At 51.6% G+C, this 22,469-nt stretch carries 22 protein-coding genes and 1 tRNA gene; all 23 read left to right on the top strand.

What is annotated here, in order from left to right; genetic code table 11:
* Positions 1–122 precede the first annotated feature (122 nt).
* Positions 123–263 carry a hypothetical protein gene (locus RHOM_RS18370; protein ID WP_143761696.1) on the top strand — a complete coding sequence of 47 codons (141 nt, stop codon included), beginning with the start codon at positions 123–125 and terminating at the stop codon, positions 261–263.
* A 152-nt stretch (positions 264–415) separates the two neighbouring features.
* A complete protein-coding gene (locus tag RHOM_RS09205) occupies positions 416–628 on the top strand; it encodes a FeoA family protein (protein WP_014080030.1) in 213 nt (70 codons plus the stop codon).
* A 270-nt stretch (positions 629–898) separates the two neighbouring features.
* The gene (gene hypB, locus RHOM_RS09200) at positions 899–1,567 is read left to right on the top strand and encodes a hydrogenase nickel incorporation protein HypB (protein ID WP_014080029.1); all 669 of its coding nucleotides are present in this window, start codon (positions 899–901) and stop codon (positions 1,565–1,567) included.
* Positions 1,568–1,728: 161 nt separating this feature from the next.
* On the top strand, positions 1,729–4,440 hold the full coding sequence (locus RHOM_RS09195) for an FAD-dependent oxidoreductase (protein ID WP_014080028.1): 2,712 nt from the start codon (positions 1,729–1,731) through the stop codon (positions 4,438–4,440).
* A 10-nt stretch (positions 4,441–4,450) separates the two neighbouring features.
* Positions 4,451–4,795, top strand: coding sequence for a hydrogenase maturation nickel metallochaperone HypA (locus RHOM_RS09190; protein ID WP_014080027.1), 345 nt, complete (start codon positions 4,451–4,453; stop codon positions 4,793–4,795).
* Positions 4,796–4,979: 184 nt separating this feature from the next.
* A complete protein-coding gene (locus RHOM_RS09185; RefSeq protein ID WP_014080026.1) occupies positions 4,980–6,149 on the top strand; it encodes a M14 family zinc carboxypeptidase in 1,170 nt (389 codons plus the stop codon).
* A gap of 55 nt (positions 6,150–6,204) precedes the next feature.
* Complete coding sequence (locus RHOM_RS09180) at positions 6,205–7,308, top strand: leucine-rich repeat protein (protein ID WP_014080025.1); 1,104 nt, start codon at positions 6,205–6,207, stop codon at positions 7,306–7,308.
* Positions 7,309–7,381: 73 nt separating this feature from the next.
* A complete protein-coding gene (locus tag RHOM_RS09175; RefSeq protein ID WP_014080024.1) occupies positions 7,382–8,716 on the top strand; it encodes a vWA domain-containing protein in 1,335 nt (444 codons plus the stop codon).
* 39 nt (positions 8,717–8,755) lie between these two features.
* Positions 8,756–8,829, top strand: a tRNA-Val gene (locus RHOM_RS09170).
* A 194-nt stretch (positions 8,830–9,023) separates the two neighbouring features.
* Positions 9,024–9,503: a DUF2975 domain-containing protein gene (locus tag RHOM_RS09165; protein ID WP_014080023.1), complete on the top strand. Its 480-nt coding sequence runs from the start codon at positions 9,024–9,026 to the stop codon at positions 9,501–9,503.
* A gap of 34 nt (positions 9,504–9,537) precedes the next feature.
* A complete protein-coding gene (locus tag RHOM_RS09160; RefSeq protein WP_014080022.1) occupies positions 9,538–9,783 on the top strand; it encodes a helix-turn-helix domain-containing protein in 246 nt (81 codons plus the stop codon).
* A complete protein-coding gene (locus RHOM_RS09155; RefSeq protein ID WP_014080021.1) occupies positions 9,761–11,269 on the top strand; it encodes a DUF4153 domain-containing protein in 1,509 nt (502 codons plus the stop codon). The genes RHOM_RS09160 and RHOM_RS09155 overlap by 23 nt, the downstream gene beginning before the upstream one ends.
* Before the next feature lie 49 nt (positions 11,270–11,318).
* Positions 11,319–12,320 carry a class II aldolase/adducin family protein gene (locus RHOM_RS16530; RefSeq protein WP_014080020.1) on the top strand — a complete coding sequence of 334 codons (1,002 nt, stop codon included), beginning with the start codon at positions 11,319–11,321 and terminating at the stop codon, positions 12,318–12,320.
* Between the two features lie 16 nt (positions 12,321–12,336).
* Positions 12,337–13,659, top strand: a complete 1,323-nt coding sequence (locus RHOM_RS09145) for an iron-containing alcohol dehydrogenase (RefSeq protein ID WP_014080019.1) — start codon at positions 12,337–12,339, stop codon at positions 13,657–13,659.
* A gap of 182 nt (positions 13,660–13,841) precedes the next feature.
* Positions 13,842–15,290 carry a 4Fe-4S dicluster domain-containing protein gene (locus RHOM_RS09140; RefSeq protein ID WP_014080018.1) on the top strand — a complete coding sequence of 483 codons (1,449 nt, stop codon included), beginning with the start codon at positions 13,842–13,844 and terminating at the stop codon, positions 15,288–15,290.
* Between the two features lie 184 nt (positions 15,291–15,474).
* Positions 15,475–16,257, top strand: coding sequence for a Cof-type HAD-IIB family hydrolase (locus tag RHOM_RS09135; RefSeq protein ID WP_014080017.1), 783 nt, complete (start codon positions 15,475–15,477; stop codon positions 16,255–16,257).
* 40 nt (positions 16,258–16,297) lie between these two features.
* Complete coding sequence (locus RHOM_RS09130; protein WP_014080016.1) at positions 16,298–17,425, top strand: DUF2974 domain-containing protein; 1,128 nt, start codon at positions 16,298–16,300, stop codon at positions 17,423–17,425.
* Between the two features lie 233 nt (positions 17,426–17,658).
* The gene (gene groES, locus RHOM_RS09125) at positions 17,659–17,943 is read left to right on the top strand and encodes a co-chaperone GroES (RefSeq protein ID WP_014080015.1); all 285 of its coding nucleotides are present in this window, start codon (positions 17,659–17,661) and stop codon (positions 17,941–17,943) included.
* 60 nt (positions 17,944–18,003) lie between these two features.
* Positions 18,004–19,629 carry a chaperonin GroEL gene (gene groL / locus RHOM_RS09120; protein WP_014080014.1) on the top strand — a complete coding sequence of 542 codons (1,626 nt, stop codon included), beginning with the start codon at positions 18,004–18,006 and terminating at the stop codon, positions 19,627–19,629.
* A 181-nt stretch (positions 19,630–19,810) separates the two neighbouring features.
* Entirely contained in the window at positions 19,811–20,176 is a 366-nt protein-coding gene (locus tag RHOM_RS09115; protein WP_014080013.1) for an NUDIX domain-containing protein, read from the top strand.
* Positions 20,139–20,321: a hypothetical protein gene (locus RHOM_RS17940; RefSeq protein ID WP_014080012.1), complete on the top strand. Its 183-nt coding sequence runs from the start codon at positions 20,139–20,141 to the stop codon at positions 20,319–20,321. The genes RHOM_RS09115 and RHOM_RS17940 overlap by 38 nt, the downstream gene beginning before the upstream one ends.
* 24 nt (positions 20,322–20,345) lie before the next feature.
* Complete coding sequence (locus RHOM_RS09110) at positions 20,346–21,827, top strand: methyl-accepting chemotaxis protein (protein ID WP_014080011.1); 1,482 nt, start codon at positions 20,346–20,348, stop codon at positions 21,825–21,827.
* A 164-nt stretch (positions 21,828–21,991) separates the two neighbouring features.
* The gene (locus RHOM_RS09105) at positions 21,992–22,462 is read left to right on the top strand and encodes a methylglyoxal synthase (RefSeq protein ID WP_014080010.1); all 471 of its coding nucleotides are present in this window, start codon (positions 21,992–21,994) and stop codon (positions 22,460–22,462) included.
* Positions 22,463–22,469: the final 7 nt, after the last annotated feature.

Here is a 22,469-nt window from a genome sequence, read left to right as displayed (position 1 = left end):
AGGAGATAATATATTCCGATTATAGAAGATATGGATATAAAGTTAAATCCGATTTTCCGGGAGACTTACACGCTTGGGGATGTCGGTGTAAAGGAGAAGGGATATACATCACGGAAGCCTGCATGGGATGCGACGCCTGCGCGGCAGTATGTCCGCAGCGGTGCATTGAGGAGGGCGCGCCGTACCGGATTCATCGGAATCATTGCTTCCGTTGCGGGAACTGCTGTGAGAACTGTCCCTCGCACGCGATTGAGCGAAAATGAGAAAAAACGATTAGTCGTACATATCACGAAAAAATGAAAATGCCAGAAAATTCATGCTTAAATGATAAAAAATGCGAATAATAATAAAAAATGTTTTCATTGACTAACAGATATTGAGGTACTTACAATGGGAACAAAAGGAGGGGGTTTTTATGTATGCATTGTCAAAAGCACAGGCAGGAGATATATGTACGATCAAGTGGATGTTCGGGCTGCCGGAGGCAGTCGATTTTCTGCGCCAGCATCACGTGGAGGAGGGAGAGACCATACAGGTCATCCGTAAGCTGCGGGACAGTCTGATCATAGGGGTGCAGAATGAGCGGGTGGCGCTTGGAAAAGAAATCGCAGACCGCATACAGGTTTAAAAAGAAGGAGGGCAGAGCACTTGTTGCGCTGCTCTCCTTTTTGTGTAATAGGAACGAAGTTTCCTATTACATAAAAAAGTCTGTCTTCTGGCAAGAAAACTGGTCATACCAGATTCCAGATGGCAGATTGCACAAAAACAGAACCGTAAATATAGTGCAAAATAGCGTTGATTTCACAGAAAAAGTGTGTTAAAATTTAGACAAACATGAGGTATGACCAGAACGCAACCGAACAAAGGAATACCTCGGCACAGGGAAAGGGGCATACGAATGAGTGAGTTTAAGGTGATTGAAATCAAGAAGAACATTCTGGAAGACAATGACAGAGAAGCAGATGTGCTTCGTTCTGAGTTAAAGGCAGACAGAACATTTCTTCTGAATCTGATGTCTTCACCGGGGTCTGGAAAGACGACCACGCTGGTGCGGACGATAGGCGCGTTAAAAGACGAGATGCGCATTGGAGTCATGGAGGCGGATATCGATTCGGATGTGGATGCCGACACGATCGCACAGACTGGCGCGAAGGCAATCCAGATCCATACGGGTGGCATGTGCCATCTGGATGCGGACATGACGAGACAGGGCATTGAGAGCCTCGAGACAAAGGACGTGGATCTCGCCATTCTCGAGAACGTCGGCAATCTGGTCTGCCCTGCAGAGTTCGATACGGGAGCCGTAAAGAACGCCATGATCTTAAGCGTTCCGGAAGGGGATGACAAGCCGTTAAAATATCCGTTAATGTTTTCCATCTGCGACGTGCTTTTGATCAACAAGATCGATGTACTTCCATACTTTGATTTTGACATCGAGGCATGCAAAGAGCGCGTGAAGAAGCTGAACCCGAACATTCAGATCATTCCGATCTCTTCCCGCACCGGCGAGGGGATGGATGCGTGGTACGACTGGCTTCGCACGGAAGTAAAACAGTGGAATAATTAAAAACTGCCGGAAGCGGCATACATATTTTATGGGTATACACAGGCTATGAGTATGCGCACTCTTAGAGTGCGCACTATTTATGCAAATATAAGACGAAAACAGACGAGACAGAATAAAAAAACAGGAAAAACAACGAAAAACGAAGGAAAAAGGAGACTGTTATGGCAGAAGAAAGAGAACTGATTTTAAAGCTCGGGAAAAAGATTACCGACCGTATTCCGTACAAGCTTGGTATGGAGAAGCTCACGGTAAACGATCCGGAATACTGGGGTCTTGCAGGTGTGGTTACCGATGAGATGGCGGAAGTGGCACTGTGCATGGACGTGCGCAAGCCGATTACCCTTCCGAAGCTGGCAAAGAAGACCAAGAAGCCGGAGGCAGAGCTTGAGAAGCTGCTGCAGGAGATGGCGGTTGTCGGAATCATCGAGTACAACTGGGAGAATCCGCAGCATGAGAAGCAGTACATTCTGCCGATGTATGTACCGGGAAGCGCCGAGTTCATGGTAATGAACAAAGAGCAGGTGGAAAAGCACACAGAGGTCGCTGATTTCTTTGAGAATATGTCAAGACTTCCGTTAGAGAAGGTGACACCGATGGTGCCGCTCGGCGGAGCCGGTATCGGTATGCATGTTATCCCGGTAGAGAAGGCAATTCCGGCAGCGCAGGAATCTGCAGATGTGGAACACATTTCCCACTGGCTGAAAAAATACAAGGACAAGTATGCGATCGGGCAGTGTTCCTGCCGTCTGCAGCAGAGAGTCCGCGGAGAGGGAACCGGCGATATCGAGGGCGAGTGGTGCATCGGTGTCGGCGATATGGCAGACTTCCTGGTACAGACCGGAAGAGGACACTATGTGGAGCTTGACGAAGTGTTAGAGCTTTTAGAGCGCGCCGAGAAGATGGGTTATGTACATCAGATTACCAATATCGACGGCGAGGATAAGATTTTTGCAATCTGCAACTGTGCAGTCGGCGTCTGCAACGCGCTGCGCACCTCCCAGCTGTTCAATACACCGAACATGTCCCGCTCTGCATACCGCGCACATGTGACCAAGGAAAACTGTGTGGCATGCGGCCGCTGCGTGGAGTATTGTCCGACCGGTGCTGCAAAGCTCGGACAGAAGCTGTGCACAAAGAACGGTGAGATCACTTATCCGAAGCAGGAGCTTCCGGATGCGACAAAGTGGGGACCGGAGAAGTGGAGCACAGATTACCGTGACAAGAACCAGATCAACTGCTATGAGACCGGTACAGCTCCGTGTAAGACTGCCTGTCCGGCACACGTTCCAGTACAGGGTTATGTGAAGATGGCAGCGGAAGGCAGATACATGGATGCCTTAAAGCTGATCAAGAACGAGAATCCGTTCCCGGCAGTCTGTGGTTCTATCTGTAACCGCCGCTGTGAGGATGCATGTACCAGAGGAACGATCGATCAGGCGGTAGCCATCGATGAGATCAAGAAATTCATCGCAGAGCAGGAGATGCATGCGGATAAGCGCTATATCCCGGAGATTGTCAACCATCTTGGAACCGGCGTGGATCTGCCGCAGAAGATTGCGATTGTCGGCGGCGGCCCGGCTGGTCTTTCCGCAGCGTTCTACTGCAGAAAGATGGGTTATCCGGTAACGGTATTCGAGAAAGAGTCTCGTCCGGGCGGTATGCTGTTAAACGGTATTCCGTCGTTCCGTCTGGAGAAAAATATCATTGACGCAGAGATCGAGGTTCTCCGCCAGATGGGCGTTACCTTCAAGTGCGGCGTAGAGGTAGGAAAAGACGTGACGATCCAGCAGCTCCGCGAGGAGGGCTTTAAGGCATTCTACGTGGCAATCGGTGCACAGGGCGGACGCAAGGCCGGAGTTCCGGGCGAGGACGCTGATGGCGTGAAGACCGGTGTGGAATTCTTAAGAAGCGTGAACCTGGATGAGAGCACAAAGCTTTCCGGAAGAACCGTCGTTGTCGGCGGCGGTAACGTGGCAGTCGATGTGGCAAGAGCAGCGCTGCGCGCAGGTTCCGGTGAGGTTTCCATGTTCTGTCTGGAGTCCCGCGACATCATGCCGGCGGCAAAGGATGAAGTGGCAGAGGCTGAGGAAGAGGGCATTTCCGTAAACAATTCCTGGGGTCCGAAGGAGATTCTGACAGAGAACGGAAAAGTGAAGGCAATCGTCTTCAAGAAGTGTCTCTCCGTCAAGGATGCGGACGGACGTTTCAACCCGCAGTATGATGAGAATGATCTGATGACCGTTGAGTGCGAGAACGTGCTGCTTTCCATCGGACAGTCCATCGTCTGGGGAGATCTGTTAAAGGGAACAAAAGTGGAGATCAGACCGAACGGCGGAGCTATCGCTGACCCGGTAACCTATCAGACCGCAGAGCCGGATATCTTTGTCGGCGGTGATGTATACACAGGACCGCGTTTTGCCATCGATGCCATTGCAGCAGGAAAAGAAGGATTTGTATCCATGCATCGTTTTGTCAATCCGGGACAGAGCTTAACACTCGGACGTAACCGCAGAGAGTTCATCGAGCTGGATAAGAACAACATCGACGTGGAGACATTTGACAACGCAAAACGCCAGATTCCGGGCACAAAAGCCGGCGTGGCAAAGGAGACATTCCGCGACTTGCGCTGCACACTCACCGAGGAGCAGATCAAGACAGAGGCAAAGCGCTGCCTCGGCTGCGGAGCTTCGGTTGTGGATGAGAATAAGTGTATCGGCTGTGGAATCTGTACGACGAAGTGTGAGTTTGATGCGATCCATCTGACACGTGATCTGCCGGATGCAAGCCGTATGTGGAAGTCTGAGGACAAACTGAAAGCAATTGCACCGTATGCGTTAAAGCGTCAGTTTGCGATCAAGCGCAACAAGAATTAAGAGGAGTCATATGCACGAACTGGGAATTATTGTTCATATCGCAAAGACGCTGGATCAGGTTGCAGCGGAGAACGAATTAAAAAAAATAGGATCTGTCACGTTGGACATCGGTGAGGTCAGCGGTATTGTGCCGGAATATCTGACGGAGTGCTGGGAATTTTACCGCAAAAAGAATCCGCTGATCGCAGAGTGCGAGATGAAAATTGAGTCCCTTCCGGCGGTCACAATCTGTGAGGACTGTCAGAAGACCTATGAGACGGTTACTTACGGAAGACAGTGCCCGCATTGTGGAAGCTATGAAACGTATCTTGTGACCGGCAACGAATGCAGTATCAAGGAGATCGAAGCCTGCTAACCGGAGGCGGAGAGCCCTATAACAATCTTAAAATGGACATGGAGGGAAAGACACGGACTGTTTTTCCACCCATGTCCGTTTTGCGTCTGTGGAAAAGTGACAGCTAAATGGCTGCGTGTCTGCATAAAATAAGAAGAAGGAGTATGGCAGGGGAGGAGTTTCTCGTGCCGGAAAGAAGGAGAATTTGAAAAATCTGTATCAGGGAGACCGGGGAATCCTGGTATCTTACATGCAGCTGGCGTTAAAGCGCGCGGGGTATCCGCTTTTGGTGGACGGCATCTTTGGAACGAACACCTGCCGGGCGCTCGCTGATTTTTTGCAGACCGACCGCACGCCGGACCGCATATGCGTGGTGGATCGATCTGTCTGGGAAAAGCTGCTGCCGTATCTGAGAGGATACGCCACGGAGGAGGGAGAGAACCGGATCCTTTTTGAAGACCCGGTAACGTCGGTGGAGGTGCCTTATACGTCGCTGCTCACAGCGGCAGTGATTGACGGGCTTTTGGCGCGCTACCCGTTTTTAAAGAGCGGGGAGATCGGCAAAAGTGTGATGGGAAAGTCGATTTCGTATCTGGAGATCGGAAACGGGGAGAAAGAGGTATTCTACAACGCATCTTTTCATGCAAATGAGAGCATCACAACGCCGGTTCTGCTCAAATTTGCGGAGGAATATGCGCAGGCGTACGAAAAAGGAACGGCGCTCTACGGCGTGCCGGCGGCGGAACTGTTTGAGGAGTACCGGCTTTTCCTTGTGCCGCTCGTCAATCCCGACGGGGTGGATCTGGTGAACGGGCTGCTTACGGACGGCGGGTATTACCGGCGGGCGCAGCAGATTGCATCGGATTATCCGGCAATTCCGTTTCCGGCCGGATGGAAGGCGAATATCGAGGGCATAGATTTAAATCTACAGTTTCCGGCAGGCTGGGAAAACGCAAAGAGAATTAAATATGCGCAGGGGTACACGAAGCCGGCGCCCAGAGATTATGTGGGAGAGGTACCCCTGACGGCGCCCGAGAGCGAGGCGGTGTACGCGTTTACCAGATCACATGATTTCAGGCTGATCCTTGCGTATCACACGCAGGGGGAGGTCATCTACTGGAAGTATCTGGACTATGAACCGGCGCGCTCCTACGAGATTGCGCAGTATTTTGGGCGTGTCAGCGGCTATACCGTGGAGCAGACGCCCACGCAGTCGGGATATGCCGGGTATAAGGACTGGTTTATCCAGGAATACGACAGACCGGGCTACACGATCGAGACCGGGATGGGAGAAAATCCGCTTCCCATGTCGGATTTCGCGGGTATCTACCGGGACAACACCGGAATTCTGCTGGGCGGAATGACGCAGATTTGACAGAGAAAAACGCCTTTCGTATAATGGAGCGTAGAGTTTACATTAGGAGCAGAAGATGAACTATAAGTTATACTGGGAGCTGACAAATGAGGGAGACGCGCGGCTGCTTCGGGCGTTTGGCGAGACGCCGGAGCCGCGTTTCCCGGCAGAGATAGAGGGAAGAGCGATTACGGAGATCGGGGACTACTGCTTTGCGGCGCAGGCGCATCTCCCGGCAGAATGCCGGTGCAGTTATGTGCAGGCGGAGCCGGGAGCAGACGGCGCACCGGAGACAGCGCCGGACGGGGAGATGCAGGCGGAGCCGGGAGCAGACGGCGCACCGGAGACAGCGCCGGACGGGGAGATGCAGGCGGAGCCGGAGACAGACGGCGCACCGGAGACAGACGATGCGCTTGCGGAACTGGCGGGGGCATACATAACGCGCGTGACGCTGCCGGAGGGCATAAAAAAGATCGGAAACTTTGCTTTTTATAATGCCACGGAGCTGGCGGAACTGGAGCTTGGAAGCGGGATAGACACGCTGGGGAGCGATGCATTTATGAACTGCCGGAGCCTGTCGCGGCTGTTACTGCATGCGGACCCCGGGCAAAAGACGGGGCTCAGGCTTTTGCTGGCACAGCTTTCGTCGGATCTGGAAGTGACCTTAAGCGGCGAAAACGGCGTGTGGGCGAAGCTGCTGTTTCCGGAATATTATGAGAGCTATGACGAGATCGCGCCGGCACATATTTTCGGCAGAAATATTGTGGGGGAGGGATTCCGGGCGAGACAGAGCTTCCGCGAGGACGTGCTCGATTTCGCACAGTACGATAAGATTTTCCCGCAGGCGTGTGTGGATGAATCGGAGGCAACGCTGGGACGGCTGGCACTCGACCGCGTGCGCTATGCGGCGGAACTTTCGGAGGCGCCGCGCGGACTTTACGAGGAGTATCTGAAGGCGCACAGCGGTTATCTCATCCGCCGCATCACGGATGACCGGGATCTGGAACTGGCGGAGGATTGCTGCAGCCGGAAGTTTCTGACGCGGGAGGACGTGGCGGCGTGTGCCATGCGCGCGGGGGAAGCGGACTGGGCGGAGGGAGCGGCGGCGCTGCTTCATCTGATGCAGCAGTATTTCGCGGAGAAAACGCCGGACGAGTGCTATTCGTTTGACGATTTTTAAGATTGTTTTTACACGGAAAAGTACGTGCGGATGCAGGGTATTTTGAAAAAGAAACCGGAAGAGGAGAGATGGCATGGGACATATACAGACACAGGAAGAATGGGAAGTGCAGATGGCGGAAAAGATACTTTCTTATGTGCGCAACGAACTGTACCTGGAATTGCGGTATCTGGACGTCGCATTCTCGGCGCTTGTGCCGCAGGCGGATGCGTCGTTGCAGAGCTTTGCCACGGACGGGGGACATCTGTTCTACTCCACAGAGCAGATACTGCGTGTGTTTGAGAAAAATGCACCGTACCTAAACCGTGCCTATCTTCACACAGTGCTGCACTGTATTTTCTCCCATCCGTGGATTGCGGGGAACCGCGACAGGCGGCTGTGGAATCTCGCCTGTGATGTTGCTGTGGAATATACGATTGACGGTCTGGGAAAAAAATGTACGAAACGGATCTTAAGCTGGACGCGCCAGAAGCTGTACGAAGAACTGCGGGAACAAAAAAAAGGCGTGTCGGCTGCCGTCGTCTACGATCTTTTGTGGGAGCGCTATTTCCCGCTGCCGGCGGAGGGAATGCCGGTCTGTGAGGAATGGCAGGCGTTAGCGCGCGAATTTTACACGGACAGTCACAAATATTGGCCGAAGAGGGAGAACGATGCGGCAAAGTGTGCGGCTGCGGCGGACAATCAGAAAAAGTGGAATCAGATCGCCAGGCAGACCCGCATGGAGCAGGAGCGGCGGGGAGAGAAGCCCAAGGACGGTGAAGACCTTTTGGCGGCGCAGCTTGCGGCGGGGAAAAGCAGACGAAGCTACCGGGATTTCCTGCAGAAATTTGCCGTGCTGCACGAGGAACTGCATGCCGACCCGGAGGAATTTGATCTGAGTTATTACACATACGGACTTTCGGTATACGGGAATCTGCCGCTTATCGAGCCGCTTGAGAGCAGGGAGGTAGAGAAGATCCGCGAGTTTGTGATCGTGATTGACACCAGCTATTCCACCAGCGGTGAACTGGTCGAACAGTTTTTGCGCGAGACGGCAAACATCCTGCACCAGAGCGACAGTTTCTTTGCGCGTTCCGTGATCCGGGTTTTACAGTGCGACAATGCGGTGCGAAGCGATGCAAAGATCACGGGTGAGCAGGAGATGGAGGTGTTTCTTAAGAACTTTACACTCCTTGGCGGGGGCGGCACGGATTTTCGCCCGGCATTTTCCTATGTCAATGATCTTCTGGAACAGGGAGAATTAAAAGAGCTGGCGGGACTGCTCTATTTTACGGACGGAAAGGGGCGGTATCCGGCAAAACGCCCGGACTACCGGACTGCGTTTCTGTTTCTGGAGGACTATGACGAAGCGGCGGTGCCGCCGTGGGCCATGCGGCTTTTGCTCGAGAAAGAGGAATTTTTAAATTGAGGTTGTATTTTTCTGCGAAAGGACTATAATAGCAGATATGGAAGCATAGCTCAGCCGGGATGAGCGTTCGCCTCACACGCGAGAGGTCACGGGTTCGAGCCCCGTTGCTTCCACTGGAGAGTACCGAGAGATCGGTGCTCTTTTTTGCGTAATGGGAAACACCGTTCCTGGTATTTTTTCTTAAGATTCCTTTAAAACGATATGAATTTATCGAAAAACGATAAAAATATATTGCAAAATGGAAAAACATGGATATAATAAAGCTGTGAGAAAAATACAGCAGTAAGATTGCGGAAAAGAGGTAATTATGAGTCAGAAACAGGTGGCAGGTTGGTTAAAGGGGATCACACTTTCGATTGCAGGGATGGGACTGTTGTTCTTCGGGCTGGTGGTGCCGTATCTGGCATGGGACATGGCGGTGACATATCCGGACTACGCGGCGCTCCGCATTCCGGGGATTCTCTACGGGTGGGGCATTGCGGTGTTCTGCTATGCCATTCTCTATCAGTTCTGGAAGGTCTGCGTGCAGATCGGACGCGACAATTCTTTTTCTGGTGAGAATGCAAGGTCGTTTGTGGTAATCAGCAGGCTGGCGTTTGTGCTGGCGGTGGTCTGGTTTGCAGGAATTCTGTTCCTCGCGGCAAAGCGGGCGCTTGGACCGGCATTTCTGATTTTTATGATTCTGCTCATTTTTATCAATGTGGTGATCGCGGTGCTTGCGGCGGCGCTGTCCCATCTGATCTATAAGTCGTATGAGATGAAGCAGGATGCGGAGTTGACAATATAGGACGGCAGCGGATCGTCCGGAAATGAGGAAGAGAATGGCAATCAGGATCAATATAGATGTCATGCTGGCGAAGCGGAAAATGAGCGTGACTGAGTTATCGGAAAAAGTCGGCATTACAATGGCGAATATTTCGATTTTAAAGAACGGAAAGGCAAAGGCGATCCGGATGGATACGCTTGATAAGATCTGCCGGTCATTGGGCTGTCAGCCGGGAGATATTCTGGAGTATGTAGAGGAAGAAGGGGAGGAGAACGGCGATGGAAGAGATCATGATCGGTAGGGAAATGAATTCGAAGGAAATGATTCCGGAGGAAGAAAATCAGGAAGGGGCAAAGATTTTCGGGAAGCTGGCGGGCGCCAGCCTGCTCTATGCGCTTGTATACACGGGATGCCTGTTTGAAAATGTGATGGGACTGGCGTCGGTGCTTTGGGTGGCGTCGAGTGTGTGGTATGTACGTTTTGTGTTCCGAATGTTCGGGGAAAAGGAGAGACGGGACAATGGCATTGTGCTGGGGATGATTGTACTGCTTGGAATCTCTACCGTTCTGACGGGAAACGAATGGATCGGCTGGATGAATGATCTTATTATTTTCGTGCTGCTTGTGGGGATTCTTCTGCACAACTTCGCGCAGGATACCGGGTGGAATTTCGGAAAATATCTGGCGGAGATTGTGGCGGCGGTGTGCGGGGCGGTCTGCTTTATCGGGAAGCCGTTTGCGGATGGCGGAGCATTTTACCGCAGCAAAAAGACAAGGGAGAGCCATGCGGGCTGGTATGTTCTCATCGGGATCTGCGCGGCGGTGCCCTGTCTGATGGTTCTGGTGCTCCTGTTAATGTCTGCGGACATGGTATTTGCAGATTTGCTCGTACGGTTTGCGGGAGTGTTCCGGTTCCCGGTGAAGCTGCTTCGGATTCTGCTCATGCTGGTGTTTGGATTCTTATCCTCCTACTGCGGTGTGCGGTATGTACAAAAGCACGCGGCAGACATTAAGCCTTCCGCCGGAAAAACAGCGGAACCGCTGATAGCGATTGCGTTTACCGCGCCGATTGCCGTGCTGTATCTTCTGTTTTCGGCAATCCAGATCGTGTATCTTTTTATCGGAAACATGCAGCTTCCGGCGGGGGTTACTTATGCGGAGTACGCCAGACGCGGTTTTTTTCAGCTTCTGTTCGTATGTGTGCTGAATCTGGCGGCGGTGCTTTTCATCCAGAGCTATTTTAAGGAGAACAGAGTATTGAAGGCGCTGCTCCTTGCCATTTCAGGCTGCACGCTTATTATGACAGCGTCGAGCGCCTGCCGGATGCTTCTCTATATCCGGGCGTACCAACTGACGTTTCTGCGTGTGTCAGTGCTGGTGGCACTGGCGGTGATTGCACTTTTGATGGCTGGCGTGATCGCAAAGATCGTAAAACCGCAGTTTCCGCTGTTCCGGTATGGATTTGTTCTGGTGGGAGCGGTGTATCTCGTATTTTCCTTTTCGCATGTGGATTATTTTATCGCCGCTTACAATCTGACGCACACCTCGTGGGAAGCGTCCGGGGAGGAGACGGTGGACTACAGCTATCTTTACACGCTCTCGACGGATGCGGCGCCGGCAATTGAAAAATATGCGGGAAAAAGCGGCGCGGCGGACTACAGAAAGCAGGGCTGGTATCAGCTGTACTGCGAGGCGAATGAAGAGGCATTAAATGCGACGGGACTTCGGACATATAATGTTTCACATGCGGTTGCAAAACAGCTTCTGATGGAAGATAATAGAGAATAGAGAAAAAGCCGGGTGACAGCGGGCACCGGCAGAAGCGGAGGAGACTGGAATGGAAGAACAGATGGCGAGACGCCTTGTCGCAGCGGAGGGAAAAAAGCTGCAGCAGGCGGGACTGGTGGCGAGAACCTGGGGCAATATCAGCTGCCGTATCGACGAGAATCATTTTGTCATCACGCCGAGCGGGCTGGATTATGAGACGATGACGGCGCGGGATCTGGTGCTGATGGACATAAGAAACGGTGTGTGCTGCGGCGCGCATAAGCCTTCGAGTGAAAAGGGTGTGCATCTGGCGGCGTATCAGATATTCCCGGAGGTGGGGTATGTCATTCACACCCATCAGACCTATGCCACGGCGATCGGGCTCTGCGGCTTTGAGCAGCTTGCCATGACGGAGGAAGAGGCAGAGAAGCTCGGCGGGATCGCGAGAGCGGCATACGGGCTTTCCAGTACGGAGAAGCTTGCAGGGGCGGTCTACGATGCCATGCAGTCAGGAGCAAAGGTGGTCTTTATGGTGCACCACGGCGTGCTGATCTGCGGAAAGGACAGGGAGGAGGCGTTTTCCCGCGCCATGCTCTTAGAGGAGATCTGTAAGAGGAGCATTTTGGGACAGCCGAAAAAGAAGCCGAGAAAAGACCAGAAGCGCCAGGAAAAGCTGTTTCACGTCTTACAGAAGCATTTTCATTATGTGGGAATCTGCGATACGCCGGCAGTCCTTCTCTGCGCGGCGAGCGGACGGGGAATCCCGGCGCAGGTGGATGATATGGCGCAGATGATCGGCAGGAAGATTCCGTGCTGTCTTCATGTGCGCAGAGATATGCTTGGACTCTTAAGAAAATACGGCGCGGTGCTTGTGCCGCGTGTCGGCGTTGTGGTATCCGCGGGAACGGCGGATGATGTGGAGGCGTTAAAGGCGCTTGTGGCAAAGGCGGCGGTCTGCTGTCTGCATGTGCGCGCGACGGGCGCGTCGGCAACGCTCTCTCCGGTCAATGTGGCGATCCAGCATTATCATTATGTGAAAAAGTATGCCCTGCAGAAAGATGGGGAAGCATAAGGGCAGGAGGAATAAGATGAATGGAAAACATGCCATATACCGCGTCTATCAGGCGCTCTGCGCGGGGATGCTTTCCCTGTTTCCTGCGGGAAGACAGACGCTGGTGCAGGGGGACGGGTGTATCACCAGGATACCGGAATTATTGAAGACACACGGGATAAAAGGGGTGCAGGTCATTACCACGCCGGGAACGATCCGGCGCGGGACGGTCGCGCCGCTTCTGGCGCAGTGTGAGGATGCCGGCATCCGGACGGTGTTATACACAGGTGTATCGCCCGATCCGACCGTGGCGGAGGTGGAGGCGGCAGCGGAATGTTTTTTGGTATCCGGCTGTGAGGCGATCCTTGCCATCGGAGGCGGCTCTGTCATAGACTGCGCCAAGGTCGCGGGAGCGCGCGCTGTAAAGAGAGATCTCCCGGTCGGAAAAATGAGCGGGATGCTTAAGATCCACAAAAAGCTGCCGCTCCTTCTTGCGGTGCCGACGACGGCGGGAACCGGTTCGGAGGTGACGCTGGCGGCTGTCATCACGGACGAGACATGCCACTATAAGCATGCCGTCATGGATTACTGTCTCATACCGCGCTACGCATTTCTCGATCCGGGGCTTAGCTGTTCCCTGCCGCCGGATATGACCGCCTATAGTGGGATGGATGCGATGACGCACGCGGTGGAGGCGTACTGCAACCGGTTCTGTTCCCCGAAAATGAAAGCGCATGCCATGAAGGCGGTGAGCCTGATTGGTGCCAATCTGCTGACGGCTTACCGCGAACCTGCGAACAAGGCGGCACGGATGAATATGCTGACCGGTTCCTACGAGGCGGGGATCGCGTTTACCAATGCCTATGTCGGGTACGTGCATGCGATTGCACATGGGATCGGCGGACTCTACCATGTCCCGCACGGGGAGGCGAATGCGATTCTGCTGCCGAAGGTGCTTGCGGCATACGGGAGTGCCGTGTATGAGCCGCTGGCCAGGCTGGAGAGGAAAGTGCGCGCAGCCTGGGGGAAGCCGGAGAGGGAAGTGCGCATGTCCGGAGCAGAGCCGGAGAGGGAAGTGCGAATGTCCGGAGCAGGAATGGAGAGGAAAGTGTGCGCATCCGGGGCGGAGGATGGAAACAGCAAGGAGACGGACGCCGTGCTGGCGGAGGCGTTTATTGAGAGAATCCGCCGGATGAACCGGAGCATGGGCATCCCGGAGCAGCTTGCCATGCTGCGCAAGGAGGACGTGCCGGAACTTGCGGCGCGCGCGCTCAAAGAGGGCAATCCGAACTACCCCGTTCCCGTGATCTGGGAAGAGGAGCAGATGCGGGCGTTCCTGATGGAACAGGTACCAAAGTAACAGTACAGTGGACTTCCCAGAAAAATATTGCACAAAACAGCAGTCGGATTTTTTACAATTTGACGGTATACATCATGTACGCAAAGAAATACATGCGTTTCTCTTGCAATTCCATACAGATAATATATAATGTCTAAGATGGTTAAAAAATTAACGAATAGAAAAGGGCGAGGTAAAACACGATGTATGCTGATGAAAACGTGATCAAAATCAAACACGACGTACTCTATGAAGTGGCAAAGCTGGCATTTGCCGGTGAGCTTGACGAGAAGAGAGACAATATCGCAATGAGCCTGATCCCAGGTCCGACACCGCAGTTTCGCTGCTGTATTTATAAAGAAAGAGAGATTATCAGACAGAGAGTCCGTCTGGCGGAGGGCAAAGCGCCAGGTCTGACTGATGACGGCAATGTGATCCAGGTCATCAGTTCTGCATGTGAGGACTGTCCGATTTCCAGTTATATTGTAACGGAGAACTGCCAGAACTGTCTTGGAAAGGCTTGTATCAATGCCTGCAAATTCGGTGCGATTGAGCCGGGAAGAACCCGCTCCCACATCGATCCTACAAAATGTAAAGAATGTGGAAGATGTGCGCAGGCCTGTCCGTACAATGCAATCGCACATCTGAAGAGACCGTGTAAGTTCAGCTGTCCGGTCAACGCGATTACATACGATGAGCACGGTATCTCCGTCATCGATAAGAAGAAATGTATCCGCTGCGGTAAATGTATCCACAGCTGTCCGTTCGGAGCGATCGGCTCCAAGAGCTTTATTGTAGATGTAATCAACGCACTGCGCGAGGGTAAGCATGTCTATGCGATGGCTGCACCGGCGACCGAGGGACAGTTCGGGGATGACATCACGATGGCAAGCTGGAAGAATGCGATGAAAGAACTCGGATTTACCGATTTCTTCGACGTAGGTCTCGGCGGTGATATGACGGCAGCTTACGAGTCCGAGGAGTGGGCGGAAGCTTACAAGGCGGGCGAGAAGAAAGTTACCTCCTGCTGTCCGGCATTCGTAAATATGGTACGCCTGCACTATCCGGATCTGGCAGACTGTGTATCGACGACGGTATCTCCGATGTGTGCGGTTTCCCGCCTTATCAAGGCAAGAGATCCGGAAGCCATCACGGTATTTATCGGACCGTGTATCGCAAAGAAGTCTGAGGTTGTGGATCAGCAGATTCCGGGCAATGCAGACTATGTACTGACCTACAGTGAGATCCGTGCGATCATGAAAGCGAAGAGCGTCGTACTGCAGCCGGCTGCAAACGATGATCAGATCGCATCCACCTTCGGTAAGCGTTTTGCAAATTCCGGCGGTGTAACCGCAGCTGTTCTTCAGAGTCTGAAAGAGTCTGAGGATGAGATCGATGCAAAGGTATGCGTTGCAAACGGAGCTGCCGAGTGTAAGAAAGCACTGCTTCTTCTGAAAGCAGCCAGACTGCCGGAGGATTTCATCGAGGGTATGGCATGCGAGGGCGGCTGTGTCGGCGGACCGAGTGCGTTCAACGACCAGATCTCTTCCAAGAAGAACCGTGACACTCTGATTTCCCAGGCAGATGACCGTGGAATTCATGAGAACATTGAGCATTACGAGATGAACACCATCTCCATGCACAGAGAGTAACAGGATATTTGAAATAGAAACCGCAAGTTGCCAGACACCGCGCGGGCTGATATAATGAGTTCAGCCCGCGCGGTTGTTTTTTTTCCTTTATAGGATAGGATGTGCACCATGCGGCGGGGAAGAGAATGTTTTGCATATAGCAGAACTGACTTTTACGCAAGAGAATGGGAATTGGAGAGAAAAGATGAAAAAAGCAGTGTTTTTTGATATAGACGGAACCTTGTGGAATGAGCACATGCAGGTGCCGGAAAGTACAACGGAAGCGATACGCGAACTTAGGGCTGACGGGAATTACGCGTTTTTGTGCAGCGGCAGAAGCCGGTCGAACATCCGCAGTGAGAAGATCCTTGGAATAGGGTTTGACGGGATTGTGGCGGCGTGCGGCACACATATTGAATATGAAGGAAAGAAGGTGTGCGAGAGGCTGCTTACGCCTGAAGAAGCGGAGGAACTTCTACGTGTCATTGAGGCATACCACATGGAAGCGGTGCTGGAGGGACCGCATTATATCTACGCAAACGGGGAAGATTTTAAGGAAGATCCGTTTATCCAGTACCTTCGCAGGGAACTGGGAGAGGATGTGCGGGAGATCCGCGGGCAGACGGAGTATGAGATCAACAAATTGAGCGCTTATATGAACGGGGCGAGCGTGCGTGCGGTGGAAGCGGAGCTGGTGCCGCATTTTGATGTGATTGAACACAATCCGCAGCTGATTGAAGTGGTGCCGAAGGGCTACACCAAGGCGACCGGAATAGCGCAGGTATGTGACATACTTGGGGTTGCCAGGGAGAATACGTATGCGTTCGGCGACAGCACGAATGATCTGGAGATGCTCACCTATGTGGGACATGGCATCGCCATGGGAAACGGGGCATCTGCGGCGAAGGCTGCCGCGGAGTATGTGACGACCGATATTATGAATCATGGAATTAAAAACGGACTGAAGCACTATGGGCTGATCGGATAGGAAGCAACGGGATTGCAGCGGGAAGAGAAGGAGGAGCGGGATGGCAAACATGATGGATTATCTGGACTGGCGGGGGGATCTGACTTTCACCGCGTCCGGATTTAACGAGGTGGATAATCTGCTTTTTGCGGAGCTGGTATATACTTCGTTTGACGGGATTGTGACCGGGCAGAGCGAGGCGGAGGCAGTCACGCTTGCGGAGGCATCCGCCGCGTTCTGGGAGCAGAACAGCAGGGAGGAGATCCTTGCGCGGGTGTCAATGACAAAGGCGGCGCCGTTTGTTTTGGAGAAGATGGCGAAAACAGAGCGTTTTCGTGACGTGAAGCTCTGGGGTTACGTCAATGACATCAGTGAGGAGGAGCAGTCACAGTTTGCGGTCATGTGCGCCGGGCTGCCGGATGGCAGTATCTATGTGTCGTTCCGCGGCACGGACAATACGATCACAGGGTGGAGAGAGGATTTTAATATGGGATACCTCTCGGAGACGCCCGGTCAGCTGAAAGCCGCTGCGTACGTGGAACAGATGCTTGGAGATGGCAGCTGCCCCGTGCGCATCGGGGGTCACTCCAAGGGCGGAAATCTTGCTGTCTATGCTGCAGTCCACTGCAGCAGCGGGCTGCAGGACCGGATTCTTGCGGTCTACAGCAACGACGGACCTGGGTTCCGCAGGGATATTGTAGAGGGCGCGGCATACCAGCGCGTACTGCCGAAAATCCACACGATTCTGCCGGAATCTTCGATTGTCGGAATGCTCTTGGAGCACCAGGAGGCGTATGAGGTGGTGCGCAGTTCCAACAGTGGAATCCAGCAGCACGATGCCATGTCGTGGGAGGTGCTCGGCACATCCTTTGTCTATGTCAGGGAGGTGGCGGCCCAGAGCCTGATGTTGGATGAGACGATGAAGGCATGGATTTACCAGCTGAACGGGGAGGAACGCGAACAGATTGTGGATACGGTATTCGGCATGCTTGAAGCGGCGGACATTAAGACGGTGGATGATTTTTACCACAGCAAATGGAAGGCGGTGCAGGAGCTGATGAAGGCGAAAAGCCACCTGCCGGAGAAGAGCCAGAAGGTCTTTGCAAAAGCCTTAAAACTCCTGTGGTCGGAGGGAAATAAAACTGTCCGCAAAACGGTGAAACAGGTCGTTGGAGAGAAGCGACGGTAAGTTTCTAAAAAAAGTATAAAATCACAAAAAATGGATGAAAATATAAAAATACAAGAAAACAAAAGAAAAAACGAGAAAAGAGCAATATAAATGCAAATATACCGGAATATATCCGGTTGCAGATCACATGCTAAAAAACTATTATAACACTATCGGTTAGCACTCAAACGAAATGAGTGCTAATAACAAAACGAAAGATATTATTTCAGATCATAAAACAGGAGGTCTACAAAATGAAATTAGTACCATTGAGTGACAGAGTTGTATTAAAACAGTGTGAGGCAGAGGAGACCACAAAGTCTGGTATTATTCTTACCAGCAGCGCACAGGAGAAGCCGCAGGAGGCAGAGGTAATCGCCGTAGGTCCTGGCGGAATGGTAGACGGCAAGGAAGTTACCATGCAGGTAAAGACCGGACAGAAGGTCATCTATTCCAAATATGCAGGAACAGAAGTAAAGCTGGATGGAGAGGAATACATCATTGTAAGACAGAGCGATATTCTGGCTGTCGTAGAATAAGCAGCTGGGAAGCATCCCTGTAATTTGAATCAGAATAAGAGATAGAGAGGTAGATCAGTCATGGCAAAGGAAATCAAATACGGAACAGAGGCAAGAACAGCATTAGGAGCCGGCGTAGATAAGCTGGCAAATACCGTCAGAGTAACACTCGGACCGAAAGGAAGAAACGTCGTACTCGACAAGTCCTACGGAGCACCACTTATCACCAACGATGGTGTGACGATCGCAAAGGAGATCGAGCTTGAGGATGCATTCGAGAACATGGGAGCACAGCTCGTCAAGGAAGTTGCAACCAAGACCAACGATGTTGCCGGTGACGGTACCACAACCGCAACCGTACTTGCACAGGCAATGATCCAGGAAGGTATGAAGAATCTGGAGGCAGGCGCCAACCCGATCGTGCTTCGCCGCGGTATGAAGAAGGCAACAGACAAGGCAGTGGAGTCCATCCTTGCAATGTCTTCCAAAGTAAAAGGAAAAGATCAGATCGCAAAAGTTGCAGCTATCTCTGCAGGTGACGAGGAAGTCGGCAACATGGTAGCAGATGCGATGGAGAAGGTATCTAACGATGGCGTTATCACCATCGAGGAGTCCAAGACCATGCAGACAGAGCTTGATCTGGTAGAAGGTATGCAGTTTGACCGTGGATATGTATCCGCATATATGTGCACCGATATGGATAAAATGGAAGCGGTTCTGGATGATCCGTATATCTTAATCACAGATAAGAAGATCAGCAACATTCAGGAGATCCTGCCGTTATTAGAGCAGATCGTACAGAGCGGCGCAAGACTTCTCATCATCGCTGAGGACATCGAGGGCGAGGCACTTACAACATTGATCGTCAACAAACTGCGTGGTACTTTCAATGTAGTGGCAGTCAAGGCTCCGGGCTACGGCGATAGAAGAAAGGCAATGCTCGAGGATATCGCAATCTTAACCGGCGGTCAGGTTATCAGCTCCGATCTCGGATTAGAGCTTAAGGATACCACAATGGATCAGCTCGGACGTGCAAAATCCGTTAAAGTTCAGAAGGAGAACACGGTAATCGTGGACGGTGCAGGCAATAAGGACGCTATTCAGGCGAGAATCCACCAGATCCGCGGTCAGATCGAGGAGACAACTTCCGAGTTCGACAAGGAGAAGTTACAGGAGCGTCTTGCAAAGCTTGCAGGCGGCGTAGCAGTGATCCGTGTCGGCGCAGCAACTGAGACGGAGATGAAGGAAGCAAAGCTTCGTATGGAAGATGCGTTAAACGCAACGAGAGCAGCAGTCGAGGAAGGCATCATTGCAGGAGGCGGTTCCGCATACATTCATGCAACCAAGGATGTGGCAGCACTCGCAGATACGCTTGAGGGCGATGAGAAGACCGGTGCGAAGGTTATCTTAAAGGCATTGGAGGCTCCGCTGTACTACATTTCCGCAAATGCAGGATTAGAGGGCGCAGTCATCATCAATAAAGTAAAAGAATCTCCGGCAGGCGTTGGATTTAACGCAGCAACGGAGCAGTATGTAGACATGGTAGAGCAGGGTATCCTGGATCCGGTTAAGGTGACAAGAACCGCATTACAGAACGCAACTTCTGTAGCATCTACCTTACTTACCACAGAGTCTGTGGTGGCAAACATCAAAGAGGACGCACCGGCAATGCCGGCAGGCGGCGCAGGCGGAATGGGAATGATGTAAATCCCATCCGAAGAGGGAATCCATCCCGGTCAATCGACCGGGGTGGATTTTTTTTCTGCAATTAGAAAACTGTGTTCTTATTACAGAAAATGTTTAAAATAAAAATATTTGAAAAATATTGCGATAATTGCAAAAAGGGAATATAATTCAAGAAAAGTGAAGCGGCACGGAGGAAATGCGTATGAAGATCCTTGCGACATTTGATGCCCGTGATTATGAGGGCACGACGGGTATCTATGAAAAGTATTCGATACGGGCGATCATTGTGCGTGACGGCAGGCTTGCCATGCAGTGCAGCCAGGAGGGAGAATATAAGATCCCCGGAGGCGGGCAGGAGCCGGGTGAGAATTATGAGCAGACGCTGATCCGTGAAGTAAAAGAGGAGACAGGACTTTATGTCAGGCCGGAGAGTATCTGTGAGCTGGGCGAGATAATAGAACTGCACAGAGATATTTTTGAGCCGGATAAAAAGTTTATCTGCCATTCTCTTTTTTTTTTACTGCGATGTTTTGGACGAGCAGGCGCCACTTTCACTTACCCCGAGTGAGATTGCAAAGGGGTATCAGTTAAAATGGGCGACGCCGGAGGAAGTCTATCACAGGAATATTCTGATTGAGAAAGATTCCTGGATTATCCGGGATACGGCGTTTGTGAAGATGCTGATGGATGGAAAGATCTGTCTGCCCGGGTGAGATCTTACAAAGGAAGGGATTGTTATGAAATTAAAACAAAAACAAAGATTGGAACGCAACAAGATTACATTCATCCTTGGACTTATCATCCTTGGGCTTTTGAATGCACTGACACTGCTTGGATTTGTGGATGCAACAGCGGATAAATCTGTTGTGCTGGCACGCATGGTAGTCAATGTCATTCTTCTCGTGATATTTTTTGTTGGACATGTCCGGTATCGCGGGGATAGGAAATTTGTTATGATTTCACTTTCGTGTATGTTTCTTACCTATGCAGTGATGATCTTATCAAACAAAAACGTGGTCTTTTATGCATTTATGTATTTAATTATGCTTACGGTTATGTTGTATCGTGATATAAGGCTGGCACGCATCAGCGCTATTGCGATGGGAGCGCTGAATGTAATTTCGGGCATACTTCATTTTGTGAAATATCCTGGGACACGGAGCGAGTCAGTTGTACAGATAGTGTTTGCCATTTCTTTCGGTGTTGTGATGTGTATTGCGGTAGATCTGCAGGCGAGACACCATGTTGAGGATACAGATGCCATTAAGTCACAGATGGATGCGGCGGCGCGTGTGGCGGATGAGATCATTCAGATGTCGGGAGCGCTGTCCGAGAAGTTCGACAGTGCGAGAGAGAAAGCGGATGTGCTGACGGAGAGCATGGTCAGCAGCAACAACTCCGTCAAGGAGATTGCATCGAGCGTCAAGCTGACGGCGGAAGCGATTGAGCAGCAGACGATGCAGACGAACGGCATCCAGACGAATATTGAAAACGCCGAAAAAGAGACGAAAGAGATGCAGACGGCGTCAGATGCGACACAGGACGCGCTCCGTGAGGGCGCTGACCTGATCGCCGAGCTGAAGGAGCAGGCAACCCAGACGGCGGAGATCAACCGCGCCACAAGAACCACGACGGAAGAACTGGACAACCGCATAAAGGAAGTGGAGGTCATTATCGGAACGATTTTAAGCATTTCCGATCAGACCAATCTGCTTGCACTCAATGCGTCCATTGAGGCAGCCAGAGCAGGGGAGGCTGGAAAAGGCTTTGCGGTTGTGGCAGACGAGATCCGCAAGCTTTCAGAGGAGACGAAGGAGTCGACGGGAAAGATCACGGAGATTATCGAAAAATTGACGGTAAATGTGGAGGAAGCCTCTGTAAATATGCAGAAGTCAGCGGAGTCTGCAGATAAGCAGAACGAGATGATCGAGACAACGAGAGAGAAGTTTACTGTTATCGAGGATAAGATGAATTTGTTCCAGAATTCTATGCAGAATTTGTCTGGTGAGGTGGAGAGTATCCTTTCAGCAAATACGCAGATCAATGACAGTATTACCAATTTATCTGCAACGAGTGAAGAGGTTGCGGCATCCTCAGAAAACAGCATGTCTATGAGTGAGGATAGTATGCAGAATATGGAGAATCTGAATGATCTGCTTGGCGAAATTTACAAGATTTCGGAGAGAATGCGTGAGGTTGTAGCACAGGAACAGGCGTGATGCGGTATACAAAAGTATACATGTAGAATGAATAGAAGAGTCATTTTAGCGTTTTTAATAATAGAAAGCGTGCTACGGTGCGCTTTCTATTATTTTTTGGTGGCGGTCCGGGACAAAATATGGTACAATGCATTAGAAAAATGATAAGGGGGGATCCAGAGATTATGAGTGAAGATTTTATTACAATGACAATAGGAAAACAAAAGAATATTGCACTGATTGCGCATGACAATAAAAAAGCAGATCTGATTGACTGGTGTGAGCAGAACAAGGAGATTTTAAAGCAGCATTTTCTATGTGGCACAGGTACGACAGCACGTATGATTACGGATCAGACAGGACTCCCGGTAAGAGGCTATAACAGTGGCCCTCTCGGCGGAGACCAGCAGATTGGCGCAAAGATTGTGGAGGGAAGAGTGGATTTTGTGATTTTCTTCTCTGACCCGCTGACAGCACAGCCGCATGACCCGGATGTGAAAGCGCTTTTGCGTATCGCGCAGGTGTATGACATCCCGATCGCCAACAACCGGGCGTCGGCAGATTTTATGATTCATTCCACTTATATGAATACTGAGTATGAGCATGAGATCATCAATTTTAAGAAGAACATCAAGGAACGATCAGAGACATTGTAAGGGAGAG

The sequence above is a fragment of the Roseburia hominis A2-183 genome (assembly GCF_000225345.1).
Lineage (GTDB): Bacteria > Bacillota > Clostridia > Lachnospirales > Lachnospiraceae > Roseburia > Roseburia hominis.
The sequence above is the reverse complement of the archived record's forward strand: the minus strand, read 5'-3'. Positions and strand labels throughout refer to the sequence as shown.